Source organism: Neorhizobium sp. SHOUNA12A, from assembly GCF_023006505.1.
Lineage (GTDB): Bacteria > Pseudomonadota > Alphaproteobacteria > Rhizobiales > Rhizobiaceae > Neorhizobium.
In genome coordinates this window covers 1-25,849 of the sequence record NZ_JALBGV010000007.1, presented here as the reverse complement: position 1 = coordinate 25,849, position 25,849 = coordinate 1, and the positions used below count along the sequence as shown (strand labels likewise).

31 protein-coding genes are annotated in these 25,849 nt (G+C 61.8%); 9 read left to right on the top strand and 22 right to left on the bottom strand.

Going from position 1 to position 25,849, the window contains the following annotated elements; all coding sequences use genetic code 11:
- Nucleotides 1-74 precede the first annotated feature (74 nt).
- The 7 genes from tilS to tolQ form a co-directional block, all read right to left on the bottom strand.
- On the bottom strand, nucleotides 75-1,436 hold the full coding sequence (gene tilS, locus MOV63_RS05295; RefSeq protein WP_247032203.1) for a tRNA lysidine(34) synthetase TilS: 1,362 nt from the start codon (nucleotides 1,434-1,436) through the stop codon (nucleotides 75-77).
- Nucleotides 1,437-1,443: 7 nt separating this feature from the next.
- Nucleotides 1,444-2,499: a tol-pal system protein YbgF gene (gene ybgF / locus MOV63_RS05290; protein ID WP_247032195.1), complete on the bottom strand. Its 1,056-nt coding sequence runs from the start codon at nucleotides 2,497-2,499 to the stop codon at nucleotides 1,444-1,446.
- Nucleotides 2,500-2,675: 176 nt separating this feature from the next.
- A complete protein-coding gene (pal, locus tag MOV63_RS05285) occupies nucleotides 2,676-3,209 on the bottom strand; it encodes a peptidoglycan-associated lipoprotein Pal (protein WP_038544859.1) in 534 nt (177 codons plus the stop codon).
- A 172-nt stretch (nucleotides 3,210-3,381) separates the two neighbouring features.
- Nucleotides 3,382-4,695, bottom strand: coding sequence for a Tol-Pal system beta propeller repeat protein TolB (gene tolB, locus MOV63_RS05280; protein ID WP_038589291.1), 1,314 nt, complete (start codon nucleotides 4,693-4,695; stop codon nucleotides 3,382-3,384).
- A gap of 82 nt (nucleotides 4,696-4,777) precedes the next feature.
- Complete coding sequence (locus MOV63_RS05275; RefSeq protein WP_247032186.1) at nucleotides 4,778-6,010, bottom strand: hypothetical protein; 1,233 nt, start codon at nucleotides 6,008-6,010, stop codon at nucleotides 4,778-4,780.
- A gap of 10 nt (nucleotides 6,011-6,020) precedes the next feature.
- On the bottom strand, nucleotides 6,021-6,476 hold the full coding sequence (gene tolR / locus MOV63_RS05270) for a protein TolR (RefSeq protein ID WP_038544868.1): 456 nt from the start codon (nucleotides 6,474-6,476) through the stop codon (nucleotides 6,021-6,023).
- A gap of 32 nt (nucleotides 6,477-6,508) precedes the next feature.
- The gene (gene tolQ, locus MOV63_RS05265) at nucleotides 6,509-7,228 is read right to left on the bottom strand and encodes a protein TolQ (protein ID WP_038544871.1); all 720 of its coding nucleotides are present in this window, start codon (nucleotides 7,226-7,228) and stop codon (nucleotides 6,509-6,511) included.
- 323 nt (nucleotides 7,229-7,551) lie between these two features.
- Between tolQ and MOV63_RS05260 the strand changes: the two genes are divergently transcribed.
- Nucleotides 7,552-8,259 carry a lysozyme inhibitor LprI family protein gene (locus MOV63_RS05260; RefSeq protein ID WP_247032184.1) on the top strand — a complete coding sequence of 236 codons (708 nt, stop codon included), beginning with the start codon at nucleotides 7,552-7,554 and terminating at the stop codon, nucleotides 8,257-8,259.
- A gap of 7 nt (nucleotides 8,260-8,266) precedes the next feature.
- Here MOV63_RS05260 and ybgC read toward each other — a convergent pair whose 3' ends face one another.
- On the bottom strand, nucleotides 8,267-8,734 hold the full coding sequence (gene ybgC, locus MOV63_RS05255) for a tol-pal system-associated acyl-CoA thioesterase (protein ID WP_038544874.1): 468 nt from the start codon (nucleotides 8,732-8,734) through the stop codon (nucleotides 8,267-8,269).
- A 122-nt stretch (nucleotides 8,735-8,856) separates the two neighbouring features.
- Here ybgC and MOV63_RS05250 point away from each other — a divergent pair, with 122 nt between their 5' ends.
- From MOV63_RS05250 to MOV63_RS05240, 3 genes are read left to right on the top strand one after another with little or no spacing between them, the layout of a single operon-like run.
- Nucleotides 8,857-10,077 carry an NAD-dependent epimerase/dehydratase family protein gene (locus tag MOV63_RS05250; protein ID WP_247032182.1) on the top strand — a complete coding sequence of 407 codons (1,221 nt, stop codon included), beginning with the start codon at nucleotides 8,857-8,859 and terminating at the stop codon, nucleotides 10,075-10,077.
- Between the two features lie 13 nt (nucleotides 10,078-10,090).
- Nucleotides 10,091-10,903, top strand: a complete 813-nt coding sequence (locus tag MOV63_RS05245; RefSeq protein ID WP_247032180.1) for a glycosyltransferase — start codon at nucleotides 10,091-10,093, stop codon at nucleotides 10,901-10,903.
- Nucleotides 10,900-11,787, top strand: coding sequence for an NAD(P)-dependent oxidoreductase (locus MOV63_RS05240; protein ID WP_247032178.1), 888 nt, complete (start codon nucleotides 10,900-10,902; stop codon nucleotides 11,785-11,787). Before MOV63_RS05245 ends, MOV63_RS05240 begins: the two co-directional genes overlap by 4 nt.
- On the opposite strand, the gene MOV63_RS05235 is transcribed toward MOV63_RS05240, so the two are convergent.
- From MOV63_RS05235 to ruvC, 11 genes are all read right to left on the bottom strand, one after another.
- The gene (locus tag MOV63_RS05235) at nucleotides 11,771-12,136 is read right to left on the bottom strand and encodes a hypothetical protein (RefSeq protein ID WP_247032176.1); all 366 of its coding nucleotides are present in this window, start codon (nucleotides 12,134-12,136) and stop codon (nucleotides 11,771-11,773) included. The genes MOV63_RS05240 and MOV63_RS05235 overlap by 17 nt on opposite strands.
- Nucleotides 12,129-12,284 (bottom strand): hypothetical protein, encoded by a 156-nt coding sequence (locus MOV63_RS05230; RefSeq protein WP_247032174.1) that lies wholly within the window; start codon nucleotides 12,282-12,284, stop codon nucleotides 12,129-12,131. The genes MOV63_RS05235 and MOV63_RS05230 overlap by 8 nt, the downstream gene beginning before the upstream one ends.
- Before the next feature lie 145 nt (nucleotides 12,285-12,429).
- Complete coding sequence (locus MOV63_RS05225; protein WP_247032172.1) at nucleotides 12,430-12,942, bottom strand: NUDIX hydrolase; 513 nt, start codon at nucleotides 12,940-12,942, stop codon at nucleotides 12,430-12,432.
- A gap of 4 nt (nucleotides 12,943-12,946) precedes the next feature.
- A complete protein-coding gene (locus tag MOV63_RS05220) occupies nucleotides 12,947-13,843 on the bottom strand; it encodes a metallophosphoesterase (protein WP_247032170.1) in 897 nt (298 codons plus the stop codon).
- A complete protein-coding gene (gene ruvB, locus MOV63_RS05215) occupies nucleotides 13,844-14,884 on the bottom strand; it encodes a Holliday junction branch migration DNA helicase RuvB (protein WP_247032168.1) in 1,041 nt (346 codons plus the stop codon). It abuts the gene before it with no gap.
- Nucleotides 14,881-15,240, bottom strand: coding sequence for a PIN domain-containing protein (locus MOV63_RS05210; RefSeq protein WP_157885162.1), 360 nt, complete (start codon nucleotides 15,238-15,240; stop codon nucleotides 14,881-14,883). The genes ruvB and MOV63_RS05210 overlap by 4 nt, the downstream gene beginning before the upstream one ends.
- The gene (locus tag MOV63_RS05205) at nucleotides 15,203-15,538 is read right to left on the bottom strand and encodes an AbrB/MazE/SpoVT family DNA-binding domain-containing protein (RefSeq protein ID WP_247032166.1); all 336 of its coding nucleotides are present in this window, start codon (nucleotides 15,536-15,538) and stop codon (nucleotides 15,203-15,205) included. The genes MOV63_RS05210 and MOV63_RS05205 overlap by 38 nt, the downstream gene beginning before the upstream one ends.
- Nucleotides 15,539-15,595: 57 nt before the next feature.
- Nucleotides 15,596-16,213 carry a Holliday junction branch migration protein RuvA gene (gene ruvA / locus MOV63_RS05200; RefSeq protein WP_038544898.1) on the bottom strand — a complete coding sequence of 206 codons (618 nt, stop codon included), beginning with the start codon at nucleotides 16,211-16,213 and terminating at the stop codon, nucleotides 15,596-15,598.
- A gap of 12 nt (nucleotides 16,214-16,225) precedes the next feature.
- Nucleotides 16,226-16,642, bottom strand: coding sequence for a type II toxin-antitoxin system VapC family toxin (locus MOV63_RS05195; RefSeq protein WP_247032164.1), 417 nt, complete (start codon nucleotides 16,640-16,642; stop codon nucleotides 16,226-16,228).
- Nucleotides 16,623-16,883, bottom strand: coding sequence for an AbrB/MazE/SpoVT family DNA-binding domain-containing protein (locus MOV63_RS05190; RefSeq protein WP_247032162.1), 261 nt, complete (start codon nucleotides 16,881-16,883; stop codon nucleotides 16,623-16,625). Before MOV63_RS05190 ends, MOV63_RS05195 begins: the two co-directional genes overlap by 20 nt.
- A 55-nt stretch (nucleotides 16,884-16,938) precedes the next feature.
- A complete protein-coding gene (ruvC, locus tag MOV63_RS05185; protein ID WP_038593890.1) occupies nucleotides 16,939-17,448 on the bottom strand; it encodes a crossover junction endodeoxyribonuclease RuvC in 510 nt (169 codons plus the stop codon).
- 191 nt (nucleotides 17,449-17,639) lie between these two features.
- Between ruvC and MOV63_RS05180 the strand changes: the two genes are divergently transcribed.
- From MOV63_RS05180 to MOV63_RS05170, 3 genes are all read left to right on the top strand, one after another.
- Nucleotides 17,640-19,052 (top strand): methyl-accepting chemotaxis protein, encoded by a 1,413-nt coding sequence (locus MOV63_RS05180; RefSeq protein ID WP_247032160.1) that lies wholly within the window; start codon nucleotides 17,640-17,642, stop codon nucleotides 19,050-19,052.
- A gap of 130 nt (nucleotides 19,053-19,182) precedes the next feature.
- Nucleotides 19,183-20,190, top strand: a complete 1,008-nt coding sequence (locus tag MOV63_RS05175) for an LLM class flavin-dependent oxidoreductase (protein WP_247032158.1) — start codon at nucleotides 19,183-19,185, stop codon at nucleotides 20,188-20,190.
- A gap of 86 nt (nucleotides 20,191-20,276) precedes the next feature.
- Nucleotides 20,277-21,869 (top strand): inorganic phosphate transporter, encoded by a 1,593-nt coding sequence (locus tag MOV63_RS05170; protein ID WP_405029301.1) that lies wholly within the window; start codon nucleotides 20,277-20,279, stop codon nucleotides 21,867-21,869.
- A gap of 68 nt (nucleotides 21,870-21,937) precedes the next feature.
- Here MOV63_RS05170 and MOV63_RS05165 read toward each other — a convergent pair whose 3' ends face one another.
- Nucleotides 21,938-22,684, bottom strand: coding sequence for a YebC/PmpR family DNA-binding transcriptional regulator (locus tag MOV63_RS05165; protein ID WP_038544911.1), 747 nt, complete (start codon nucleotides 22,682-22,684; stop codon nucleotides 21,938-21,940).
- A 191-nt stretch (nucleotides 22,685-22,875) separates the two neighbouring features.
- Here MOV63_RS05165 and MOV63_RS05160 point away from each other — a divergent pair, with 191 nt between their 5' ends.
- Nucleotides 22,876-23,388, top strand: a complete 513-nt coding sequence (locus tag MOV63_RS05160; RefSeq protein ID WP_247032154.1) for a pyridoxamine 5'-phosphate oxidase family protein — start codon at nucleotides 22,876-22,878, stop codon at nucleotides 23,386-23,388.
- Nucleotides 23,389-23,409: 21 nt separating this feature from the next.
- Here MOV63_RS05160 and MOV63_RS05155 read toward each other — a convergent pair whose 3' ends face one another.
- The gene (locus MOV63_RS05155) at nucleotides 23,410-24,255 is read right to left on the bottom strand and encodes an MBL fold metallo-hydrolase (protein WP_247032152.1); all 846 of its coding nucleotides are present in this window, start codon (nucleotides 24,253-24,255) and stop codon (nucleotides 23,410-23,412) included.
- 201 nt (nucleotides 24,256-24,456) lie between these two features.
- On the opposite strand from MOV63_RS05155, the gene MOV63_RS05150 reads away from it, so the two are divergent.
- Nucleotides 24,457-25,188 (top strand): dienelactone hydrolase family protein, encoded by a 732-nt coding sequence (locus tag MOV63_RS05150; protein WP_247032150.1) that lies wholly within the window; start codon nucleotides 24,457-24,459, stop codon nucleotides 25,186-25,188.
- A 93-nt stretch (nucleotides 25,189-25,281) separates the two neighbouring features.
- Here MOV63_RS05150 and MOV63_RS05145 read toward each other — a convergent pair.
- Nucleotides 25,282-25,849: DbpA RNA binding domain-containing protein (locus MOV63_RS05145; protein ID WP_247032148.1), on the bottom strand; the 568-nt coding region annotated here is incomplete at its 5' end.

The following is a 25,849-nucleotide window of genomic DNA, read 5'->3' as shown; positions in this document are numbered from 1 at the left end:
TGAGGCGGCCGCCTTGCTTGCCGCATAACATAGGGTTGCGGCAAGTCCTTGCCAAGGCGAACAGGAGCCGCCGTCTACCTTTTCCGCGAGGAATCCTTAACTGGCAGCCGGGGAAAACCGTCGCATCCGAGCAAAACCGCAAACTCGATACCGAGATTAAGCTCGAACTGCGGCAAAAAGCGGTCGAAAGGCGCAAGCAGAGGTTGGACGATACTTCGTTCGGCCACGTCTTTGTTCTGCTGATCCTCCGTCAAAAGAAGGGCATTTGTTTCGATGAAGGGCATCGCCGCCACGGCGCGCATGGCGATCGCGGGCGGCACGCCGGGAAACAGCGCCAATGCTTCGTCGCGATCCGGCGCGGTTGGGTCAACGATGATCTCGACCGGGCCGGCATTCGTGATGCGGTAGCGACCGTCCCAGATTGCCGTATCGCCGGGGGCAACGTGCAGCGGCAGTATGCCGCGGTTTTCACGGACGATATAAAGCCCGTCGCGGCGCTGGTCGAAGATCACCCGGCCGGCGGTGATCCGGCCAGGCTGGCCACCGTCGAGAAAGGCCATGATCCGGTCCATGCTGTCGCTGCCGAGTGCGTGCGCCCTCCCCCCGAGCACCGCGGCGAGCAATGACAGTGCATGACGCCGCACGGCCGGCTCTCCTTGAAGCCCCGCAGTATCGAGATGCGCCAGAACACCCTGGCGGATCGTCACATGCTCGCGGACAAGACGCGCCGCCTCGTCGGAAAGCGTCGTGCGCCGCGCCGCGGCCACATCCTGGGCGGCAGCATCGAACGGGCTTTCCTGCGTCAGCCGCCCGCGGACCCGCACCCGCTCGTAATGCGGATCGAGATTGCTCGGATCGTCGATCCAGCCCTGCCCTTCCCTGGTCAGGAAGTCACGGATATCGGCCCGCCGGCTGTTGAGGAACGGCCGGAGCAGCCAGCGACGGCGATCGAGGAGCACGGCCTGCGCCATGCCGGCAAGGCCCGAATTTTCCTCGCCCCCGTTGCGGGCCGCGCGCATCGCGATGGTTTCCGCCTGGTCGTCGAGCGTATGACCGGTGAGAATGGCGGTCGCATCGATCTGGTCGGCAATCTCGACCAGTAGCCGGTAGCGAGCCTCACGGGCCGCGTCGGAAATGCCGGTCGCAGGCTTTTCTCCCTCCCAGCGGCGGATGAAATGGGGAATGCCGAGCCGGCTGCAAAGGGCAGCGACGGTGCGCGCCTCGCCTGCGGAGCCAGGTCTCAGCGCATGATCGATCGTCGCCGCGAAGAGCGACAGGCCGGAGCCGGGAGAATTGAATTTCGAGAGGGCGACCAACAGCCCGCTGGAATCGCTGCCGCCGGAAATGGCGACGAGAAGGCGCGCGGGTTTGGCGATATCGGCGATCAGCCGCTCGGCCGCCTGTTCCGGCGACAGGATTTTCGGGCCCGTGGTCACGGGAGGATCAGCAGGCGAGGCGCTTCTGTTCGCTGCCCACCTTGGCGAGCACGGCCTTGGGCGCGCTCGGATAACGCCGGGTGACTTCCTTGAGGGTTGCGCAGGCGGTGTCGGTGTTGTCGAGCGCGGCAAGCGACATGCCGAGCTTCAGCAGCATTTCCGGCGCCTTCGGCGACTTGCCGTAGGTCTGGTGGGCGTTGAGGAAGGTCTTGGCGGCGTCGTTGTATTTCCCCTGTGAATACTGAGACTCGCCGAGCCAGAAGCTCGCGTCTGCCACTTTGGCGCCCTTCGGATAAGCGGCCAGATAACCGTTGAATTCTTTCTCGGCGAGCGGATAGTCGCCTGCGAGAACGTGATTATAGGCGGTCTGATAGGCATCGTTCTCGCTGCCGAGCGAGGCGGTCTGCTGCGGATCGGGCCTGCCCGTCGATGCCGGCGGCGTCTTGCCGGAAATCTGCGGGCCGGTATCGACGCCCGGAAGCCCGGCAGCATTGTTGGCCCGGTCGTTGCGGCTTGCGCCACGCGGATTGCCGTTCTGGTCCATATCCATCGACCCGAGCGTCGTCGGTGGCGGAGCGCGGCCGGGCGCGGTCGCCCCGCCGACGCCCTGACCGGACGGCGATTCGATGATCCGTGCGACATCATCGGAGGATTGGGCGGGAGCAGTCGCTTGCGGCAACGGGGGCTGGGCAGCGGGAGCGCGGTTGGACGCCACAGCCGGTTTCCCGGCCGCGTCGTCCACTTCGGTGCGCTTCTTCTTTTCCAGGTCCTGGAAGCGGAATTCGTTGTCTTCCTGCGTCTTGCGCAACTGCTCCTGCATCTGCAGCAGCTGAAAACTCATTTCCTCGATCCGGCCGTTCAACTGCCGGACTTCTTCCTGGAGCTGCTGGATACGGACGGCATCATTGCTCTGCGCCAGAATGACCGGGGGCGGAGTGGTTTCCCGCGGCTGTTCTGCAGCAGGCTGATTGCCGCCCTGGAAGAGTTTCGGCAATGCGAAAGCCCCAGCCGGGGCGCTCGTCGCCATCAGCCCCAGCATCGCTGCCAAGACAAGTTTCTTCATCTTTGTCCGTCCTGCTCTTTAGTCTGCGCCGGATTGGCGCGAGAGGAGATTTTTTCCAACTGCCGGCAAAAAGCAACCGAGCTCCCGGTCAAAAATCCCGGAAAACAGGGCTAAACTATGGAAAAAACAAAAAGGCGGCCCGAAGACCGCCTTTTATTTTCGAGCTGTTGCTCGGATTACATACCGGCGCCGCCGAGAACGGTGACGGCGCGACGGTTCTGCGACCAGCAGGAGATGTCGTCGCAGACGGCAACCGGGCGTTCCTTGCCGTAGGAGATGGTCTTCATGCGATTCGCCGGAACGCCACGCGATGCGAGATATTCCTTGGTGGCGGCCGCACGGCGTGCACCGAGCGCGAGGTTGTATTCGCGCGTGCCGCGTTCGTCGGCATGGCCTTCGACGGTGATCGCGTATTTCGGATAGCGGCCCAGCCACTGGGCCTGACGGTCGAGTGTCTGCTGTGCGTCGGCGCGGATCGAAGTGCTATCCGTGTCGAAGAAGATGCGGTCGCCGACATTGACGGTGAAGTCCTGGGTCGAACCGGGCGTTGCAGCGCCGGCGCCGTTGAGGCCGAGCTCACCGGCATTGTTCGGCAGGTTCTTCTTGTTGGCGCAGCCGGCAAGCGCAAGCGCCACAGTCAGGGCGATAACGGCAGGATTGCGGGCGAGGATCTGCATGCGGCTCATCGCCGAAGTATCGGTGCGGCTCATGGCCGGTCTCTCCTTGATCAGTAACTTTCAGAGTTTCCAGATTCTAACCGGGTTCGGTTAACCATGCTCAAATTCTTATGGTTAACAAAATATTCCCGGTGTCCCTTTTCGTTCATTTTCAGCAGATTGGGGCGGGAAAGAGGCGGAATCCCGCCTCTTTCATCAAGGCGCCCTATTCGAGCAGCGGCGACCAGGCCGGATCCGAACCGTAGGAAGGCGTCTTGACCTGCAGCTCGTTATAGCCGGTCAGGTCGATGGAATAGAGCTGCGGACCGCCGGCGCCGGCATTCTGGCGGAAGAACATCAGCACGCGGCCGTTCGGCGCCCAGGTCGGACCTTCGTTGTGGAAGCCGCTCGTCAGGATGCGCTCGCCGGATCCGTCCGGCTTCATCACGCCGATCGAGAACTTGCCGCCCGACTGCTTGGTGAAGGCGATCAGATCGCCGCGCGGCGACCAGACCGGCGTCGAATAGGAACCGTCGCCGAAGGAGATGCGGGTCTGGCCGGAACCGTCGGCATTCATCACGTAGATCTGCGGACGTCCGCCGCGGTCGCTTTCGAAGGCGATGCGCCCACCATCCGGTGCATAGGAAGGCGAGGTGTCGATCGCCGCCGTGGAGGTGAGCCGCGTCGTGGTGCGCGAGCGCAGGTCCATCGTATAGATGTTGGAATTGCCTTCCTGCTGCAGGCTCATGATCACCTTCTGGCCATCCGGAGAGAACCGCGGCGAGAACGTCATGCCCGGGAAATTGCCGACCACTTCGCGCTGCCCGGTCTCCAGCTGCAGCAGGTAGACCCGCGGCTGGTTGCCCTCGAACGACATGTAGGTGACTTCCTGCCGGCTCGGCGAGAAGCGCGGCGTCAGCACGATATCCTTGGTGTTGGTCAGCATGCGGACGTTGAAGCCGTCCTGATCCATGATCGCCAGCTGGCGCTGGCGGGCGGTCTTTGGCCCACTTTCGGAGACGAACACGACGCGGGTGTCAAAATAGCCGTTTTCGCCGGTGATCTGCTTGTAGATCGCATCGGCAATGATATGCGCGACGCGGCGCCAGTTTTCCGGCTGGGTGAAGAACTGCTGACCGGTCATCTGGCTGCCGGCAAACGTATCCCACAGGCGGAACTCGGCGCGCAGGCGGCCGTCGCCTTCGCGGGTGATACGACCCGTCACCAGCGCCTGGGCATTGATGACCTTCCAGTCCTCGAAGCGCGGTGCCTTATTGGGATCGGCGATCTTTTCGATGAAGGCGCTTTTGTTGATCGGCGCGAAAAGCCCGGAGCGCTGCAGGTCCGCGGCGATCACCTGGGAAATCTGGGCGCCGAGTTCGTTGTTCGACAGGAAATCCGTCACCGCGATCGGCAGCGGCTGAATATTGCCCTTGTTGATGTTGATCTCGACGACAGCGTTGGCCGGGGTCGCGGCCATCAATGCCGTCAACATCCCCGCGGCCACCATCACGGCGCGAAAAAAAGAACTCTTGATCATTGAAACAAGCCTTTCAGCTTAATACGAGAGTTTCGGGGCAGGTTCCGTTTCATCTGCTTCTGTCGGTTCCATACCTGCCGGCTCACAATGCAAACTCCGACGGATCGAAGTTCAGCACCAAAACATTCCAACCTTTTTCGCCCTCATACTTTGCGGCGGGCAAATTCTTGAGCGGAGCGGATTTCATCAAGGCGCGGCGCGTGCTGCCCTCGACCGCACGCCGGGTTCCTTCCGGACCACCGGTGGCGGTCACTTCCGGCTCGCCGACGATATTGCCGGACTGATCGAGCTGCACCCGGATCTTCACACGGACTTCCGAGACGCCGGTCAGGCCACCGACCAGCGCCCAGTTGCCCTGGATCTGTCCCTTGACGTTGTCGATCTCGCTGGAGCTGAGGCCGGTGCCGATGGTCTTGGTATCACCACGGGAGGCCACCTGCGTCGAACGCTTGGCGCCGCCACCGGATGCCTCCTGCTTGTTGAGCAGGGCTGCGATCTGATCGGCGTTGAAATCGCTCGCCATCGAAGACGACGACTTGGCGGTTTCCTGCTGCTTGCCTTCCTTCTTGTCGGAAGGCTTGACGGATGCGGTCGCCTTGTTGTCAGTCTTCGCCGTCTCAGCTGCCTTGGCCGTAACCGGCTTCGTCTCGGCCGGCTTTTCAGCCGGCTTCTCGACGGGCTTGGCCTGCTCCTTCGGCGGTTCGGGCTTCGGCGGCTGCGGCCTCGAAGCCGGCGCCGGAACCGATTGCGGCAACTCGCCTGTCTCGGACGTGTTCTCGCTCTGCAAAGGCGCGGGCGTCGGCTTGGCAGCCTCCGGCTTTGGTGGCGTCGGCTCAGGCTTCGGCGGGGTAGGTTCCGGCTTCGGCGGCGTGATCTCCGGCTTGGGCTGCGGCAGGGCAGCCATCTCGGTCGGCTTCGGCGCCGTCTCTTCCTTGACGATATCCTTGACCTGGTTCTGTTCAGGCGTCGGGGTCGGCGTCGGCCGTTCCACCGGCTTCGGAGCCGCCGTGGTTTCGGTCGGCTGCGGCTTGGTGGTCGGCGTCGGCGGCGTCTTCAGGTCGACATTGTTCTCGCCAGCGTTCTGGGCGTTGTCGACAATCTTCTGGTTCTTGGTTTCCTTCGGAGAAGGCTTCTGGCTGGGGGGCGCCTTCTTGTCACCCTGCTGGGTCTGGGTGATCGATTCGACCGGGACGATGTCGACGGGAAGCGCTTCCACGTCGGCCACGTCGAAAGACGCGGGCGCGCTCAGCGAAACGAGCGCCAAGCCGAGGACCAGCGAGTGGAGGACCAGCGATGTGCCGAGACTGACCTTCATGGCGCCGCGATCACTTCTCCTGTTCCTGCAGGGTCACGAGGCCGATATTCTTGTACCCGGCAGAAGAGATGCGGGCCATGACCTTCATGACGACGCCGTAGGCAGCGGTCGTATCGCCGCGCACGTAGATGCGCTCGTTATAGCCGGTCGTTGCGATCGCCTGCAGCTTCGGCACGATCTCGTCGAGGCCGATCGGAGTTTCCTGGAGGAAGATTTCGCCTTTCGGATTGACCGAGACGGTGATCGGCTGGGTATCGGCGTTCATCGCCTTCGCCTGCGTTTCCGGCAGGTCGATCGGCACGCCGACGGTCATCATCGGTGCCGCCACCATGAAGATGATGAGCAGAACGAGCATGACGTCGACGAGCGGCGTCACGTTGATTTCGCTGATCGCACCGCCGCGACGTCCGCCGCGCCTGCGACGACCGCCACCCGATGCCCTTGCTCCTCCGGCCGACATGCCCATGAGACGTTACTCCTTGAGAGCCCGAAAGGCTTTTACTGCGCCGCCTGGCGCGGCTGCAGCTTCTCGTCGATCTGGCGCGACAGGATGGCGGAGAATTCGTCCGCGAAACCTTCCATGCGGCCCGAGAGCTTGCCGGCATCGGCGGTGAACTTGTTGTAGGCGATGACCGCCGGAATAGCGGCAACAAGGCCGATCGCGGTGGCGAGCAGCGCTTCGGCGATGCCTGGCGCGACGACCGCGAGATTGGTGGACTTCGAACCGGCGATCGCCTGGAACGACGTCATGATGCCGATGACCGTGCCGAAGAGGCCGATGAACGGGCCGGCCGAGCCGATCGTCGCGAGCGAGCCGAGGCGCGCCTCATAGGTTTCCGCCTCGCGCGACATGGTGACGTCCATCGCCCGGTCGATACGCATCTGCAGGCCGATCGGCGACCGCGCACCACGCTCGAAGCTCTTCTTCCATTCGCGCATGGCGGCGACGAAAATCGCGGCAAGACCGGTATTCGTCCGCTCCGACAGCGTGCGGTAAAGCTCTTCCAGCGACTGGCCGGACCAAAAAACCTGTTCGAACTGGTCGAACTGGCGCTTGGCTTTACCGAAGCTGATATATTTGTCGATCACGATCGCCCAGGTCCAGACCGATGCGCCGATAAGGCCGATCATCACCAGCTTGACGACCAGACCGGCCTGCATGAACAGCGACCAGAGGCTCACTTCGCTCGCCGCCGCCGCCAAACCTACGTGTTCCATCTACTATCCCCGAATCCAAACGCCCGGCTTTAGGGACCGGGCGGTTCAAAAGCGCGCTCAGGCGAGTATGTCTTTGATCGCTGGATGCGCTTAGCCCTAACCCCAAGATACCCTGAGCTCCAAGCTTGGCTTCTCGCTTTCAATTTTGGTCAAAGGAAGGCGTGCGTTGCACAAATTCCTCAATGCTCAGTAAGACACCATTATCGTTAACGAATGGTTTAGAGCGGCCTTGCAATTGCCAGTTCGCAGATCACTTCAAGTTGGAACAAGGAAAACCGGTGACTTGCAACTTAGTTTTTTCTCATTCAGGGAGTAGCACACCTGTGGAAGCGGATTTTTGGGGAGTGACCATGTGGCGTGCGGTGACGATAGCCTTGACGATGTTGATCGCCACGTCGGCGCACGCCGGCTCGTTCGATTGCAAGGGTGTCCCCTCGCCCGATGAACGGATAGTCTGTAACGACCCGCTCCTTTCGGCATTGGACACGGTGCTTCCCAGGGTCCAGGAAAAGGCCGAAAAGGACAACAAGGCGGAGACCCGCAAGACGCTGCGTGACTTCACCAGCGACCGCTCAGCCTGCGGCTCCGACCGATCCTGCGTTCTCAGCACCTATATAGCGATCCTTGGGAAACTCGGCGGCGACAACAGCATTCCCGCGGACGTTACCGCCAATATAATCGCGGCAGGACGGGCCAAACCCTCGCCGACCCTGCCGCAGAAGATCGGCCAATGCGCCGTCACCAACGTGACTGCCGTCCATCCGCGGGTCGGCCAGGATCCCGTCAAGGACGAGGATTACAACTCCGGAACCGGCATCGAATATGCCAACAAAGGCTACCAGGTTTCCTATGCCCGCGAGGAGGCGCTGATCGCCTCCAAGCCCGGCGACAAGGTGACCATGTGCCTGATTTCCACTCCCAAACGCTGCCCGGCGGGCGACGACCGGGGCCGGGAATATTTCGTCACCAACGCACGCACCGGACAGAGTTGGGCAATGGCCGATTCGCAGCATGCCTGCGGCGGCCCGTAGAACCCGTCTAAACCGGACTGACCTGCTCGGCCGGGCGCCCGAGAAACTTTTCAGCCACGCTCTCCGGCAGCCGGCGCGGGCGCCCGTGCCTGTTGATGACCGCGATCACCACCTTCGCGGCGATCAGCAGCGTTTCGCCGCGGCGGATCTCCTGGTTGAGCACCATCTTGGCGCCGCCCGCCTTTTCCGTCACCGTCTGGATGATCAGGATGTCGTCCATGCGGGCCGGCTGCTTGAAGTCGATCTCCATCCGGTGGACGACGAAGACCAGCCCCTCTTCGTCGGCAGAAAGCAGCGCGCTCTGTTCACAGCCGAGGCAGCGCAGATAGTCGGTGCGGCCGCGCTCCAGGAAGTGCAGATAACGGGCGTGATAAACGAGGCCGGAAAAATCCGTGTCTTCATAATAAACGCGCTGGGCCAGCCGATGGCCACCTTCCATCAACTCGCCCGATAACAAAAAATTGTATTCCTTCATGGCCTTGCCTTGGAAATTTCCGCTACTCCACTGGATAAGCGCGCAAAGCCGCCCCAGTTTTGACGTGCTGTCACATATCCTCCCTATCAGGAAATAAGTCGAAAACCAGCGGAGAGTAACTCATGAAGATTGCAGTCCTGGGCGGCGACGGCTTCGTCGGCTGGCCGACATCGCTTCACCTGTCCGACGCCGGCCACGAGATCCACATCCTCGACAACCTCTCCCGCCGCTGGATCGATACGGAGCTTGGCGTCCAGTCGCTGACGCCGATGGACAGCATCCAGGAACGCGCCCGAATCTGGCATGCCGAGACCGGACGCCGCATTCATTTCCATCTGATCGACCTCGCCAAGGACTACGAACTCCTGAAGGGCTGGCTTTCAAAAAACCGCCCGGACGCCATCATCCACTTCGCCGAACAGCGGGCCGCGCCCTATTCGATGAAGAGCGACCGGCACAAGAACTACACCGTCAGCAACAATGTAAACGCCACCCATAACCTTTTGAATGCGCTGGTCGAACTCGATCTCGACGCGCATCTCGTGCATCTCGGCACGATGGGCGTCTACGGCTATTCGACGGTCGGCGCCGCCATTCCGGAAGGTTACCTGCCGGTCGGCATCGAAACGGCCGACGGCCGCACCGTTTCCCAGGAGATCCTTTATCCGAGCAATCCCGGCTCGATCTACCACATGACCAAATGCCTCGATCAGCAACTCTTCCAGTTCTACGCGAAGAACGACGGATTGCGGATTACCGACCTGCACCAGGGCATCGTCTGGGGCACCCACACCGAACAGACCCGCCGGCACACGCAATTGATCAATAGATTCGACTATGACGGGGATTACGGGACGGTCTTGAATCGTTTTCTCATCCAGGCGGCGATCGGTTACCCGCTCACCGTCCACGGCACCGGCGGCCAGACCCGCGCCTTCATCCACATCCAGGATTCGGTCCGCTGCATCGAGATCGCACTGACCAATCCGCCGGCACGGAGCAGTCGCGTCGAGATCTTCAACCAGATGACCGAGACCCATCGGGTGCGCGATCTTGCCGAGATGATCTCGAAAATGACCGGTTCGAGGATCGCCTGGCTGCCGAACCCGCGCAAGGAAGCGCCGGAAAACGAACTGGTGGTGAAGAACGAAAAATTCCTCGGCCTCGGTCTCGAACCGACCACGCTCGGCGAAGGACTGCTGGGCGAGATCGTCGACGTCGCGAAGAAATACGCCTACCGCGTTGATAGATCACGGGTTCCCGCCGTTTCCGCCTGGACGAGAGACATTGCTGCGAAGGTGGAACATGATCCGGAGGGTGTGAGGTTGAAGTCGGTGTCGTGAGCGGGACGCCCTCATGACCAACGCCTTTGTCACCCTGGTCACCAATGCCGACTACGCCATGGGCGCAACCGCGCTGGCTCGCTCCATCCGCCGCACCGGCACTGAGGCCGATATCGTCGTCCTCCACACCGGCGGCGTCGAGCGCCCCGCCCTCACCCCGCTCGAAGCCCTCGGCTGCCGGCTGGTCGAGGTCGAACATCTGCCCCTCTCCGAAGCCTTCAACGAACGGCATGCGCGAAAAAACCTGCATGGCGCCGCCCCCTTCACCAAGGGCCGCAAGCCGGATTTCCACACGCCGCTCGATAATTTCTGCAAGCTTCGGCTCTGGCAGCTCACCGAATACGAAACCTGCGTCTTTATCGATGCCGACGCGCTGGTGCTGAAGCCTCTCGACAAGCTGTTCTCCTATCCGGAATTTTCCGCCGCCCCAAACGTTTACGAAAACCTATCCGATTTCCACCGCCTGAACTCCGGCGTCTTCGTCGCCAAACCGTCGGCGGAGACGTTCGACAGGATGCTTGCGGCGCTCGACCAGCCGGACGCCTTCTGGCGGCGCACCGATCAGACGTTTCTGGAGACCTTCTTTCCCGACTGGCACGGCCTGCCGGTCTTCATGAACATGCTGCAATACGTCTGGTTCAACATGCCCGACCTCTGGAACTGGGAGAGCATCGGCGTGCTGCATTACCAGTATGAGAAGCCGTGGGAGAAGGATCATCCGAAAGCCGACCGGCTTCGGCCGCTGATCGACCTCTGGCAGGCGTTTTACGAGGATCGCGAGATCCCCGCCCTCTCCTCGCTGCCGAAACCGGGAGAAACGCCATGAAGGTGCTGATATCGGGCGGAACGGGCCTGGTCGGCCGCTACATCGTCGAAGGCCTCATCGATGCCGGCTATCCGGTCATTGTCGGAGGGCGCAATCCGCCGGCACCTGGCTTCTTTTCCAAACCCGTCGAGTTCGTGCCCCTTTCGCTCGATCCCGCCCTCGACCAGATCGAAGCTTTCGACGAGGCCTATTTCTTCGTCCATGCCGCCTTCGACCATCTGCCCGGAAAATACCGCGGCGGCGAAGGCGATGATCCCGATCGCTTCCAGCGGCTGAACCTCGATGGCACGGTCAAGCTGTTCGAGACCGCCAGGAAGGCCGGCACCCGCCGGGCTGTCTTCCTCTCGAGCAGGGCCGTCTATGACGGACAACCGGCAGGAACGGTGCTTGACGAAGATCTCGCTTTGAAGCCCGGCAGCCTCTATGGCGAGATCAAACTCTGGACCGAGGGAGCACTGGCAGAACTTTCGGCCCCCGGTTTTGCCACCTCGTCTCTCCGGCTCACCGGCGTCTACGGCAATCTGCGCCCCAACAAATGGGACGCGCTCTTTGCGGATTACCTGGCAGGCCGGCCAGTTCCGTCGCGTGCGGGAACGGAGATCCACGGCAGCGATGTCGCCGCCGCCGTTCGCCTCATGCTGGAAACAGAAACCGGTAAGGTCGCCGGCCACGCCTTTAACGCATCGGATGTTCTGACCGATACGCCTGAAATCCTCAGCCATCTGCCGGTATCTCATCACAACCTGCCGCCCCCGGCAGATCGCGGCATCGTCAACGTCATGTCGACGGACAAACTGAGGGCACTCGGCTGGCAGCCGGGCGGCGCACCGCTCCTGCGACAGACGATCGCAGGTCTTGCCGCTGCTCTCAATGCGACTGCGTGAAGCGCCGCATCTTTGCTTCGTTCTTTGCCTTTTCGATCGCCTTCTTGTGTTCCTCGGCCCATTTCTGGCCCGCATCGCCGCCCCAGAGCAGCCAGGCTATGTAACCGGTGGAAGGATTTTCGTCGTCGCCGAAGTTCTCGGCACGCTTGTCCGCCTTGTGGCGGGAGAAATAGCTCACCATCCGCCGCACCGTCTTTTCCGAAATCGATTTGCGATTCTTGAGATCGCGGGCTCTGGCCACGCCCACCATCGTGCCGCCGCGGCGGTACTGGGAGCGTAGCTTCAAGCCTTTTTCAGCAGCCTGCGCCACTTCGGTGGGCGGGATGTGATCCGGGATTTCGCTATCCATGGGTCTTCCTCAGTTCGGACTGACTCTGAAGAACGCGGATTGGGAACGCGGGCTCATCGGCCCCCGCCTTACGCTTGATCGTCTTGCCCTTGGCCTCCGCTCGCCCCCAGGCCCATTCGACCTCATTTCCGATCTCGATCTTCCGCATGACGTTCTCCTTTCGCAGGAGAAACGGAAAGCAATGCGCAGATGTTCCAGCCGGCACGCCAGGGCGGCTCAGGCGTCAGTTGGCACGACAGCCGAGATCCACGGCCGCGGCCTTTCAAACCCGCTGGAATGCCCAAAAGGCCGAACTAGGATTTCAGATCCAGATCGCCGTCGCGCCAGACGAGATGGCGCGGGGTGACCGGCAGGCTCTCGATCTCCTCGGCGATGAAATACGGCGGGATGTCGAGTGCCCGGAGAGCCTCGGTTGTCGCCGGTACCCATTTGAATTCCAGATCGTGTTCGTCCTTGATCCGATGGACGATGTCCGTCGGATGAAACGGAAACGTCTCCGGGATATCCATCAGGTAATAATAACCGAGCTCGTGCCAGTCGCGGTCTTCATAGTGGAAGAAATTCTCGACCGACCAGAGCAACCGCCCGACCGTTACCTCGACGCCGATCTCCTCGACCATCTCGCGTCTCAGCGTCTCTTCCGAGGTCTCGCCGATCTCGGCCCGCCCACCCGGAAACGTCCAGAATGCCTCGTCCACGGCGCGGTGCACCAGCACATGACCGTCCCGGAACCCGAGCCCGGCGATCCGCATCTGAAAGATGCGCTTGCTCTTCGTCTTGATGCGGATGCGAGTTCGGCCTGCCATGTGATTATCCCAGATCGATCACGTTGATTTCGGGCGGCGCGCCGAAGCGGACGGGCAGGCCGGAACAGCCGAGCCCGCCCGATATGATGATATTGCGGCCGCTTTCCTGCACATGCCCGTAGAGATAACGACTGCCATAGCGGGAAGGAACGATCGGGGCCCAGCCGAACAGCCGCACCTGCCCGCCATGCATGTGACCGGAGAGGGTGAGCGATATGCGATCCGGCACGGTTGGAAAGATGTCCGGCTCATGCGCCATCAGGATGACCGGGGCATCATCTGTTATCTGTGCCAGCGTGGCCGGAAGGTCATCCTTGCCGCGCGTCCAATGGCGGGTTTTCTCGTCCGAAAGAAGGGCGATCTGGTCTTCGATGCCGGCCAGCCAGAAAGGCCTGCCGTCCTTCTCGAATCTAGCCGCCCGATTGCTGTAGACGGGAATGCCCGCCGCCTCCAGCGCCCTGCGCCCGAACGGGACGCCCTCGCCGCTCGCCTGAACCTCGCTGTCCTGCCACCAGTCGTGATTGCCGAGGATGGCATGGGTCCCAAGCGGCGCCTTCAGGCTCGAAAGCGCGCCGGCCCAGGCATCCGGCGGCACATGATCGGTGATGAAGCGCATGCCGGAAACATAATCGCCGAGCAGCAGAATGACGTCCGGTTCAAGCGCATTGGCGGCTTCGCAGATCGAGGCGATCCTCTCGACGGGCATCCAGGGCTTGCAGGCATGGAAATCCGCAAGCGCAACGATCCGGAGCTTCAGTCCCGGCGTCCAGCCGGGCGGCGTCAGCACATTTCGGGCGACCCTCAGCCGTACCAGCGGCTCGGCCACCGCATAGCCGGCCAGCGCCAGAAACGCCGCAACACCGCCCGTAAGAGACGTCAGGAACCCGCGGCGGGAAATCAATCAATCATCCTCGGTGAACATGCGGAACTGCGCCGCCTCGAGATCCTTGGGCGGCTGAAGTCCGAGATGTTTCCACGCATTTGCGGTCAAAACGCGGCCCCGCGGTGTGCGCTGGATGAAACCCTGCTGGATCATGTAGGGTTCGATGATGTCTTCGATCGCATCGCGCGGTTCCGACAGGCCGGCGGCGATGGTCTCGATGCCGACCGGCCCACCACCGAAATTGACGGCGATCATGTTGAGGTAGCGTTTGTCGAGCTGATCGAGGCCCATGTTATCGACCAGAAGACGGGTCAGGGCCTCGTCGGCGATCTCCTTCGTCACCGCCTCGGCCCTCGCCACTTCGGCGAAATCGCGCACCCGGCGCAAGAGCCGCCCGGCGATGCGTGGCGTGCCACGGGCGCGCCGGGCGATCTCGCGGGCGCCTGCATCGGTCATCGAAAGGCTCATCAGCCGCGCACCGCGCCGGACGATCAATTCCAGTTCATCAACCGTATAGAAGGACAACCGGATGGGAATGCCGAACCGGTCGCGCAGCGGCGTGGTGAGCAGACCGGCTCGGGTGGTGGCGGCAACCAGTGTGAACTTGGAAAGGTCGATCTTCACCGATCGCGCCGACGGACCTTCACCGATGATCAGGTCGAGCTGAAAGTCCTCCATCGCCGGATAGAGGATTTCCTCGACTGCCGGGTTAAGCCGGTGAATTTCGTCGATAAAGAGCACGTCCCGCTCTTCGAGATTGGTGAGCAAGGCCGCAAGATCGCCAGCCTTGGCGATGACCGGGCCGGATGTCGAGCGGAAATTGACGCCGAGTTCCTTGGCCATGATCTGCGCCAGCGTCGTCTTGCCAAGGCCTGGCGGACCGACAAACAGCACGTGGTCCAGCGCCTCGCCGCGGTTCTTCGCCGCCTCGATAAACACCTTCAGGTTGGCGCGCGCCTCCGCCTGGCCGGTGAACTCGTCCAGCGACTGCGGGCGCAGCGTCATATCCAGGTCTTCGCCCCGCTTTTCCGGCGTTATCAGGCGGGCGGGTTCACTCATGCGAGAAGTTCCATTCCGGGTACATATCGTGCAGCAGTTTTGTCGAAAGTCACCGTTTTTGAACAGCCAATTCTTTTTGCGAGCTCAGCGATCAAATAGTCTGCGACGTCGAACTTGCCGAAGCCATCGGCCAAAAACATGGTCTCTATGAAATCCGAATCCTCAAAGACGAGCTCTCGGCTTTCCAATAGTCCTCGAAACACGGACGCAATCTCTTGGTTCTTATAGCCGTAACTTTTCCGCATGACCCAACATGCTTCGGTGAAAACGAAGAGCGAGATATAAGCCGGATTTTCTGCCGATCTTGAACGAAAGAACTCAACTGCGCTTTCGTACTGTTTCGGGTCGTCCGTCATCAGAAACCGGAGGAGTACGTTCGTATCGATGCCAATCACGCATGATCCTCCGATCATCATCTGCCGCCGCTTGCGCCGCGGCGTCGCTCATTTCTTCGACAGTCAAGTGGACGCCATTGGGAGCATGACCGAGAATACCCGCAAACTCCATGACGCTCCGCGTCTTGGCCCTTAATTTGACTTCACCATTTTCAATGATGAAGTCCATTTGATCACCGGGACTAAGATTGAGATATTTCCTGATTTCGATTGGAATTGTCGTCTGACCTTTGGAGGTCAGTTTTGCACCGTAGCCCATTTGCACCTCCATTCCTTACATTTCTATCTTAGTAAGGATTTTGAAAAAAGCAAGGAATCACCGGGCCAGTTCCTTCAGCCCCAGTCGTATAAGTCTGGCGCTATCGCCCCCCTCGCCGCCGTTCTTGAGCGCCGCCGCAACCGCATTCGCGGCCTGGTCGCGCGAATAACCGAGATTGGTGAGCGCCGAGACCGCATCGGCGACCGGCGCTGCGGCCACGCCCTCGCCAAGCTCCTGCTTGAGGCCGATATTGCCCGAAGCCTCGCCGGCAAAGGCGGGCGCCTTGTTCTTGAGTTCGGTGACGATGCGCACCGCGACCTTCGGCCCGACGCCGGGCGCACGCGAAACCGTCGTCTTGTCCTGAAGGGCAATGGCGTTGGCGAGCTCAGACGGCGTCAGGGTCGAGAGCACCGCGAGCGCCACCTTGGCGCCGACGCCTTGCACGCTCTGCAGCAGGTTGAACCATTCCCGCTCCAGCGCGCTCAGGAAGCCGAAAAGCTTGAACTGATCCTCACGGACATAGGTCTCGATGAACAACACCACCGCTTCGCCGACCGAACCCATCTTCGACAGCACCCGCGACGAGCAGAAGACCTCGTAACAGACGCCATGAACGTCGACGAGCACATAGTCGTCGCCGATCTCGTCGATAGTGCCTTTGAGCTTGCCGATCATGAAAGATGTCCGTCAGGGATGGGTTTCGGGGGAGATGATGTCGAGCGAGGGAAAATAAGCGCGATAACGGGCTGGGTCACGGGTCAGGAGACGATGGGAGCGGACCGCGGCATGGGCGCCGATCAGGAAATCCGGCAGCGTTCGCTCACGAAGTCCGCCGGACCTGCGGTAAGAAAAATGCGCCTTACCCGCCTGAAATGCCGCATCATAAGACAAGGTCTCGCGCTTCATACCGAGCCAGCCGAATGCCAGGGTGATCTCGAGCTCACTCAGCGGCGATGCCGACAGTTCTGACCAGATGACCGGGTTGAGGATAAGTTCGCCCTCTTCCGCGCATCGTTTCAATGCACCGAGCGACCAGTTCCGCGCCGGAGTGGCAGGCCCAAGCATATCGATCAGCACATTCGTATCAACGACGGTCGAGGTCATCGCGCGGTCCCCGAAGCCAGTCGATGTACTCATCGGTCGTCATGCCGCCGAGATCCCAGGTGCCTTTGACGCTGTCCGCCCATTCTTCGAAGCTCTTGTAGTCCTGCCTGCTGTCGTCGAGCCTGACAAGCCTCACGCCGTCATCAGACACGACAAAATCCACCTCCGATCCCGGTCCGATCTTCAATCGGTCGCGGATTTCCTTGGGGATCGTAACCTGGCCTTTTTCGGTGACGCGCATGGTAATACCTCTCAGGTATTACTTATCGGCCAAACCAGAACAAGTCAAGAACAAACTAGCCGGCGAGTGCGGCGCGCATGCGCTGGCCGCCGCGGTTGTGGGCGTGGCAGATGGCGATTGCCAGCGCATCCGCGGCGTCATTGCCCTTGAACTCGGCCTTCGGCATCAGGATCTTCAACATCATGTGGATCTGCTGCTTTTCGCCGTGGCCGACGCCGATGACCGATTTCTTGACCGCGTTCGGCGCATATTCGGCGACCGGCAGCCCGGCCCGTGCCGGCACTAGCATGACCACGCCCCTGGCCTGGCCGAGCTTCAGCGTTGCGACCGCATCCTTGTTGACGAAGGTCTGCTCCACGGCCGCCTCGTCCGGCTGGTAGGCATGCACCACTTCCGCCAGCCCGTCGTGCAACTGGCAGAGACGGGAGGCGAGGTCCAGGTCGCCGTCGGAGGTCACGGTGCCCGAGGCGACGAATTTCAGGCTGTTGCCGAGCGTCTCGATAATACCCCAGCCGGTGCGTCGAAGCCCCGGGTCGATGCCGATGATGCGAATCGTGCCTGTCATGCCCATACCCTATCCTGATGCCCCTACCAGTGCCATGAGAATGTGAACAAACCGAAAACGCGAACGCTGCGCCGTTAACCTACGGGTAACCATATCGGGAAGGTTTGCTCCCTTTCGGGTCGCCGGTCGGCAACGCCCCGGCGCCTCGCGCGTTGCAAATCGCGGCTTGAACGCAATGTGAGGAGGCAGCCATGATAGGCAAATATCATTCCCTTTCCGTCAAGGTGATCGGGCTTGTGCTGACGCAGAATGGGATTCTCGCCGGGCTCCTCTTTTATGTCGCCGACGGACTGACGCCTTTCGAAATGCTGGGCATCGCCGCGTCGCTGATAACGCTGACCCTCGTCACCATCTCGCTTGCCGGCGCGCTCATCAATCCGTTGCGGACAATCGCGGGAACCGTCTCGGAGATCGCCGCCGGCAAGACGGCGGTGCCGCGCGAGCATCTGGCCCGCACAGATGAAATCGGATCCATCTCACGGGCGCTGGAGCGGCTCTGCCGCGACCATCTCACCCGCCTTGTCGAAGACGAAGAAGAGCGCGAGCGGCAGGAGACGGCTGCGGCTGAAACCCGCATGCGCGACCTCGAGGCCGCCGGAGACGAGGCACACGATCTGAAGACCGTGGTGGAAGCGCTCGACGGCGGCCTGCGGCGCCTAGCGGTCGGCGATCTTACGGTCCGGATCGATATGCCGTTCCCCGAAAGATACGAGGGCCTGCGCGCCGATTTCAACCACGCCCTGACAATCCTGGAAGACGTGCTCGGAATGATCGGCAGCGGCGCCCACGACCTTTACACGGACTGCGCCGAGACCCGGGCCGACATGGCGGCAACCGCTGAAGCCGGTGGCCGCCTGACGGCAGCCATCGCCAAGACCGCCGCGGATGTCGGTTCGCTTGCCGAAACGCTCAAGGCGAGAAAGCTGCAGGCACAGCACGCGGCCGACATCGCCCACAATGCCCGGCTCGACCTGCGCCCGCCGAAGGAGATGATGCAAGCGGCAACGGTGGCGATGGAAGCAATCCGCAAGGCATCGCTCAAGATCGAGCCCGCCGCAGCCAACATCCGGGAGATCGCCTTCCAGGCCAATATGCTCGCTCTCAATGCCGGCGTCGAAGCGGCTCATTCGGGGGAGGCCGAGGTCGATTTCAAGACCGTGGCCGAGGAAATCCGCGGACTTGCAGAGCGCGCCGCAGAGGCCGCCAAGGACATCTCCGGCCTGTCACGCAAGTCGGCGGAAGCGGCCGAACTCGGCGGCAAGTCCGTCGAGAAGGCCGGTGGAGAGCTGGATGCGATGACGATCTATGCGGACGCCGTTGATCGCCACGTGGCGGCGCTTGCAGCAAGCTCCGGCAAGGAGATCGAAGCGATCGCAGCCGTCAGGACCACGATGACGACGCTTGCCAAGGCGAGCCGAGACCAGATAGGGGCGCTCGATGCGTTGACGGCGAAGCTCGGCCGCATGAACCACGAGATCGGTACGATCGACCACCATGCGGGACGTTTCACGCCCGTCACCATCCTCAACGCGGGAGGGGTGACTGTACCGGAAAGCCTCAAACCCGCAAAACCCGGTTCGCACCTGCGGCTGGTCAAATCCTGATGTCGGAGGGGTCGTCCGTCACGCCCCTTTCGACCGGCGCTTTTCTGTCAACCTCGGGGTCGTATTTCTGGACGCGACTGCCTAGATAAGTGGAACACTCTGTCAGTTATACCGCCTCCAGGACGTGCCGATGATCCCCTTTTCCATTCTCGATCTTTCACCCGTCGGTGAAGGTTATTCCGTGAGCGATGCGCTCGACCAGTCCCGCCGCCTGGCAATCAAGGCCGAGGAGCAGGGTTACAAACGCGTCTGGCTCGCCGAACATCACGGCATGCCGGGTATTGCCAGCGCCGCAACCGCGATTGTCATCGGCCATGTTGGTGCGGCGACCAAGACCATCCGCGTCGGCTCCGGCGGCATCATGCTGCCCAACCATTCCCCTCTCGTCATCGCCGAACAGTTCGGCACGCTGGAAGCGCTGTTGCCCGGCCGCGTCGATCTCGGCCTTGGCCGGGCGCCCGGAACCGATATGCGCACCGCGAGCGCCCTTCGCCGCAATCTCGATGCCGGCGCCGAAAGTTTTCCGCACGACATTCTGGAACTGCAGCGCCTGCTCGGCACGCCGGAAAAGGACCAGAGCCTGCTCGCCGTCCCGGGCATGGATGCGGACGTGCCGATCTGGCTGCTCGGCTCGAGCGTCTACAGCGCCCATCTCGCCGCCGCCCTCGGCCTGCCCTATGCGTTTGCCTCGCATTTTGCGCCCGACATGCTGATGGAAGCGATCTCGATATATCGCGACCGTTTTAAGCCGTCTCTCCAACTCGACAAGCCCTACATGATGGTCGGCGTCATGGGCGTCGCGGCGGAAACCGATGCCGAAGCTGAGCGCCACTTCACCTCGTCGCAGCAGCAGTTCGTCAATCTGCGCAAGAACGTCCGCACCCGGTTCCCGAAGCCCGTCGACAGCATGGAAGGTTTCTGGACGCCGATGGAGAAGATGAACGTCGAGCACACGCTGCGTTACGCAGCGGTAGGTTCCGTTGCGACGGTCGAGGCAAAGCTCAGGGATTTCCTGGAAGAAACCGGCGCCGACGAGTTGATCATCTCGATGCCGATCCACGATGTCGATGCGCGGCTGCGCTCGGTCGAATTGTTTGCGACGTTGCCGATGATGGAGAAGCAGCCCATCCCCGCCTAGGAAGCGGGCGTCACAAGAGGTTCACCGACCAGAGTTAGCTTTTGTTAATCCTGGAAAATGCGGAGTACCGAAACGTGACAGACGCCATCGCTTCCAAACCCAGTGTTTCTGCGTCCTACCACCCTCTGGAAAACCCGAGTTCACTCGGAAAATGGTTCATTCCCCTGTTCGGCCTCGTACTGATCGGCGGCCTGGGTTATGTCGGGTACGCGTTGGCGAACGATCTTTCGGTAGCCAGCTCGGTTCCTTGGGCGCTGCTCGGCCTTGCGCTTTTGATCGCGCTCGGCTTCGAGTTCGTCAACGGCTTCCACGATACCGCCAATGCCGTGGCAACCGTCATCTACACCCGCTCCATGCCGGCGGAACTGGCGGTCGTCAGGTCGGGTTTCTTCAACTTCCTCGGCGTGCTGCTCTCAAGTGGCGCGGTCGCCTTCGGCATCCTGGCGCTGCTGCCGGTGGAACTGATCCTGCAGGTCGGTTCCGGCTCCGGCCTCGCCATGGTCTTCGCGCTCCTCATCGCCGCCATCATCTGGAACCTCGGAACCTGGTATCTCGGCCTGCCCTCCTCCAGCTCGCATACGCTGATCGGCTCGATCATCGGCGTCGGCCTGGCGAACCAGTTCCTGGCGCCGCAGGGCACCGCCACCAGCGGCGTCGACTGGTCGCAGGCGAGCAATATCGGCCTGTCGCTGCTGATCTCTCCCCTGATCGGCTTCGGGCTTGCGGCGATCCTGCTTCTGGTCATGAAGGTGCTCGTCCGCAACAAGGCGCTTTACGAGGAACCGAAGGGCAACAAGCCGCCACCCTTGTGGATCCGCAGCCTGCTGATCTTCACCTGCACCGGGGTCAGCTTCGCGCACGGCTCCAACGACGGCCAAAAGGGCATGGGCCTGATCATGCTTATCCTGATCGGCCTTGTGCCGACAGCCTTTGCGCTCAACCGTACCCCCGATGCGCAATATCTGCATGCCTACGAGCAGGCTTCCACGAATGTCGAGACGGCGCTGCAGAAATACGTCAAGCCGGGGGTCACGGTCGCCGACGCCCGGGCGGAAGTCGCCAATGCAGTCAAGAACAAGACCTGGAACGACACGACGACGCTGGCGCTGCAGCGGTTCATCCACGCCTCAAGCGAGCAGATCTCGAAATTCCCGACCCTCGAGGCGGTACCGACCTCGCTGGTCGGCAACATCCGCAACGACGTCTACCTGATCGGCGAGGCGCTGAAGCTGATCGACAAGAACAAGCTGCTGCCGATGCAGGGCACCGACCTCGACGCCGTCAAGGCCTACCATCAGGCCGTCGACAACGCCACGAAGTTCATCCCGCTCTGGGTCAAGGTCGCCGTCGCGCTGGCGCTTGGCCTCGGCACCATGGTCGGCTGGAAACGCATCGTCGTGACGGTCGGCGAGAAGATCGGCAAGACCCACCTGACCTATGGCCAGGGTGCTTCGGCGGAAGTCGTCGCGATGGTGACGATTGGTGCTGCCGACCATCTCGGCCTGCCGGTCTCCACCACCCATGTGCTCTCGTCGGGCGTGGCGGGCACCATGGCGGCGAACGGGTCGGGACTGCAGTGGTCGACGGTGCGCAACATGTTGCTCGCCTGGGTGCTGACGCTGCCGGCCTCGATCGCTATCGCGTTCGTACTCTACGTGGCCCTGCGCCAGATCTTCTGAGCGTGAGCCCTGAAATGCAAACGGCACCCCGATCGGGTGCCGTTTTTGTATCGAGATCGGCTCTAAATTCAGGCCGAAAGCTTGGCCATGACTTCTTCGGAAACCTCGAAGTTCGAATAGACGCTCTGCACGTCGTCGTCGTCTTCCAGGTTGTCGATGAGCTTCAGCAGCGACTGTGCTTTCTCCTCATCCACCTCGATCGTGTTCTGCGGCCGCCAGATCACCTTGACGGTCTGGGCCTCGCCGAGCGTCGCTTCGAGCGCCTTGGACACTTCGCCGAGGCTTTCGAAAGCGCAGATGATCGTGTGACCGTCCTCATCGGTGGTCACGTCGTCGGCACCAGCCTCGATCGCCGCTTCCATCACCTTGTCCGCATCGCCGACGCTCGCCTTGTAGGTGATTTCGCCGACATGGTCGAAGGAGAAGGAAACCGAGCCGGTTTCACCGAGTACACCGCCAGCCTTGGTGAAGGTCGAGCGGACGTTGGAGGCCGTGCGGTTGCGGTTGTCGGTCAGCGCCTCGACGATAACGGCGGTGCCGCCCGGGCCGTAACCCTCGTAACGGACGGAATCGTAGTTCTCTCCGTCGGAACCGGCAGCCTTCTTGATCGCCCGGTCGATATTGTCCTTGGGCATCGACTGCGCCTTGGCGTTCTGGATCGCCAGGCGAAGCGCCGCGTTCATGGTCGGATCAGGCAGACCCGTCTTGGCGGCAACGGTGATTTCACGCGCAAGCTTGGAAAACATCTTCGACCGGATCGAATCCTGCTTGCCCTTGCGGTGCATGATGTTTTTGAACTGTGAATGGCCAGCCATGGCACCCCTGACACTTTAGCTTGTTCTGGAACTCGTTCTGGAATGGCGCCTTATAATTTCGAAGCCGGAGCCGTTCAAGGGCATTCCAAGGTAAGGCGAGGCTTTTCCTGATGCCGCCCCGCCGATAAGGCCAGGAACAAAGCCAAAGCCTTGCCGTTTGTTCACCGAGACGAACAACAAGGAGACAATCGATGGCAAGCCTTACCGAAGCCCGCGAAGCGCCCGAACGCCAACTCTGGGAGGAGATCAACAACATCCATGCCGGCATGCTCGGGATCGAGGGCTCGCATATGCATTTCCAGCCGATGGCACCGAATGCCGATCCGAAATCGAGCACGATCTGGTTCTTCACCAAGGCCGACACGGACCTGGTACGCGCCATCCGCGCCGGCAGCCGCGCCCATTTTTGCGTCGTCGGCAAGAACCACGATTACCACGCCTGCCTTTCCGGCACGCTGGAAATCCGTAACGACCGGGCCAAGATCGACGAATACTGGAGCGCCGTGACCTCGGCCTGGTACGAGCGCGGCAAGGAAGACCCGCTGCTGACCCTGCTCGCCTTCCGGGTCGACGACGCGGAAATCTGGGCTTCCACCGACAGCACGTTGAAATTCGGCTGGGAGATCGCCAAGGCCAACCTGAAGGACGAGAAGATGCCGGATGTCGGCGTCAAGCAGCACCTCGCCTTCCCGCAGTTCCATTGAACCGGAACAAGGCAGGGGCGATCACAGCCCCTGCGGCACCAGTATCGTCGGCTTTTTCGGCAGGCTGCGCATCGATACCCGGATCGTCGGTTCCTTGGCATAGGCGATGTCGAACTTGGCGTCGAACATGGCGATGAAGTTGTCGAGCGGTGGCCCCCAGCGGTGCATCGGCAGGATGAGCGACGAGCGCAGCCGCTGCACGACCCGGCTCATGCTGTCCGCCCCCATCGTCAGGCCGCCGTCGACCGGCACCATCAGGATGTCGAGCCGGCCGATCTCCGTATACTGCGCCTCGTTCAGCTCGAAATGCAGGTGGCCGAGATGACCGATGCAGAGACCCGCAACCTCGAAGATAAAGATCGAATTACCGTTCTCCTCGATGCCACCGCCCCAGTTGCGGATATCCGACACCACGTTGCGGACATAGACATCCCCGACCATCAGGCGATGCTGGACCCTCTCGCCAGGCACATCGCTCCAGCCGTGCAGCACATGCTTGATCCCGGGATCGGGGCTCAGCGTAAAATGCGTGGAATGCGCCTTGTTCATCGTTGCCACGTCCGGCAGCCGCGAGGGGCGATAGGCGCCGCTATAGTCGGTGGCGATGCCGACCCCTTCAGGGGTTTCGATGAAATAGGTGGAATGGCCGACAAAGGTGATCTTCACCTCTTCCCTGTCGGCCAGCGCCAAATTCTTTTTCGCCTGGGCGAACTGCAAGCCGGATGGGTTGAAGCTCGCAAATGTGACACCGGGCAGCTTCTGGGCGATCGCCTGGCACTGGCTGACGGGCAGGCCATCCTGTGCCAGCGCGGCGAAGGCTGACAGAAGCAGGCTGGAAATACCGAGTGCGAGAGCCCGTAGCATCATGCTGATCCCAAAGAACTGCGTTCATGCTCATTCCCGGCGAAAACATGCGGCAATGCGAAAGGCCGGTCCAGCCGCAATCGCCAGGGCCGGCCTCACAATTCTGTCATTGGTGGAGGTCATGGAGTTGATTATTGAAAAGCCGCCGCAGCGCCCCGACATAAACTCGCCAGCATCCGATCGGAAGAGCAAGAGGGTATTTTCATGAAGCACGACATTGAGATCAAGACGAAGGACGGCGCGGCCAAAGCCGCCGTCATCAAGCCTGCAGACGGTGCTGCAACCGACAAGGGCGTCATCCTCTACATGGATGCCTTCGGCCCGCGCGAAGCGCTCTACCAGATGGGCCAGCGCATCGCCGATGCCGGTTATACCGTGCTCGTTCCGGACCTATTCTATCGCTCGGGCGCCTACGGCCCGTTCGATGCGAAGACGGCCTTCAGCGAAGAAGCAACCAGGACGCAGCTGATGGGCCTGATGCGCGCCACGCCACAGCCGCTCACCGCCGAGGACGGAGAAGCCTTCATCGAAGCGTTGACCTCCGAAGGCGCCACCGGCGCGATCGGCGCCGTGGGTTATTGCATGGGCGGCGGCCGGGCGATCACCGCCGCGGCCTACTATCCGGAACGCATCAAGGCAGCCGCCAGCTTCCATGGCGGCAATCTCGCAAGCGACGCCGAAGACAGCCCGCACAGGCTGGCGGACCGGATCAAGGCGCGCGTTTATGTCGGCGTCGCCGGCGTCGACAACAGCTTTCCGCCGGAGCAGTCGGCTCGGCTCGCCGAAGCATTTCGCACCGGCGGCGTCGACCATATCGTCGAGAACTATGTCGGCATGGCGCATGGCTGGACGGTGCCGGACCACAGCATCTACGACAAGGACGGTTCCGAGCGCCACTTCAAGCGCCTGCTGACGCTGTTCGAAGAGTCCCTCTGAAACGCCTCCCTCCGAAACGACAAAGGGGCGGCTTCGGGCCGCCCCTGATCTCATTGAAATCTCGCAATTCCGGTTGGCAGCGCTGTGCCTTGCCTACTTCCGGCGCTCGAAATTGCTGCTGTTGGCCAATTTCGGCTTGTCCTTCTTCTTGAAAGGCTTGTCGTCTTTCTTGAAGGGCTGGGCGTCCTTGCGGAACGGCTTGGCTTCCTTGTTGAAGGGCTTGGCGTCGCCACGCGGTTCGGCGGCCCTGGGGCCGCCCGGACCGGCTGCGTTGGAGGTGTTCTTCCTCGGCTTGCCCTTCGCCCAGTCGTCGCCACGAGGCTCCTTCGGACGATCGTCGTAGGACTTCTTGACGTAAGGCTTGGCCGGCGCGGGACGGCTGAGGTCCGGCGCGCTGGTCAGCCGGGTAACGCGGATGCCGCGCTCCAGCGCCTTGTCCTTCCCGACAGCCTGCATGAAGGCGTCGGCGTGGTCGGCAGCGATCTCGACGAAGGTTTCGTCCTGCTGCATCTTGATTGCGCCGATTTCCCGCTTGGTGACGTTGCCGTTGCGGCAGAGCATCGGGATCAGCCAGCGCGGCTCGGCATTCTGCTTGCGGCCGACCGACAGGGAGAACCACACGGCCGGGCCGAACTCGTCGCGCGACGGGCGCGGGGTCATC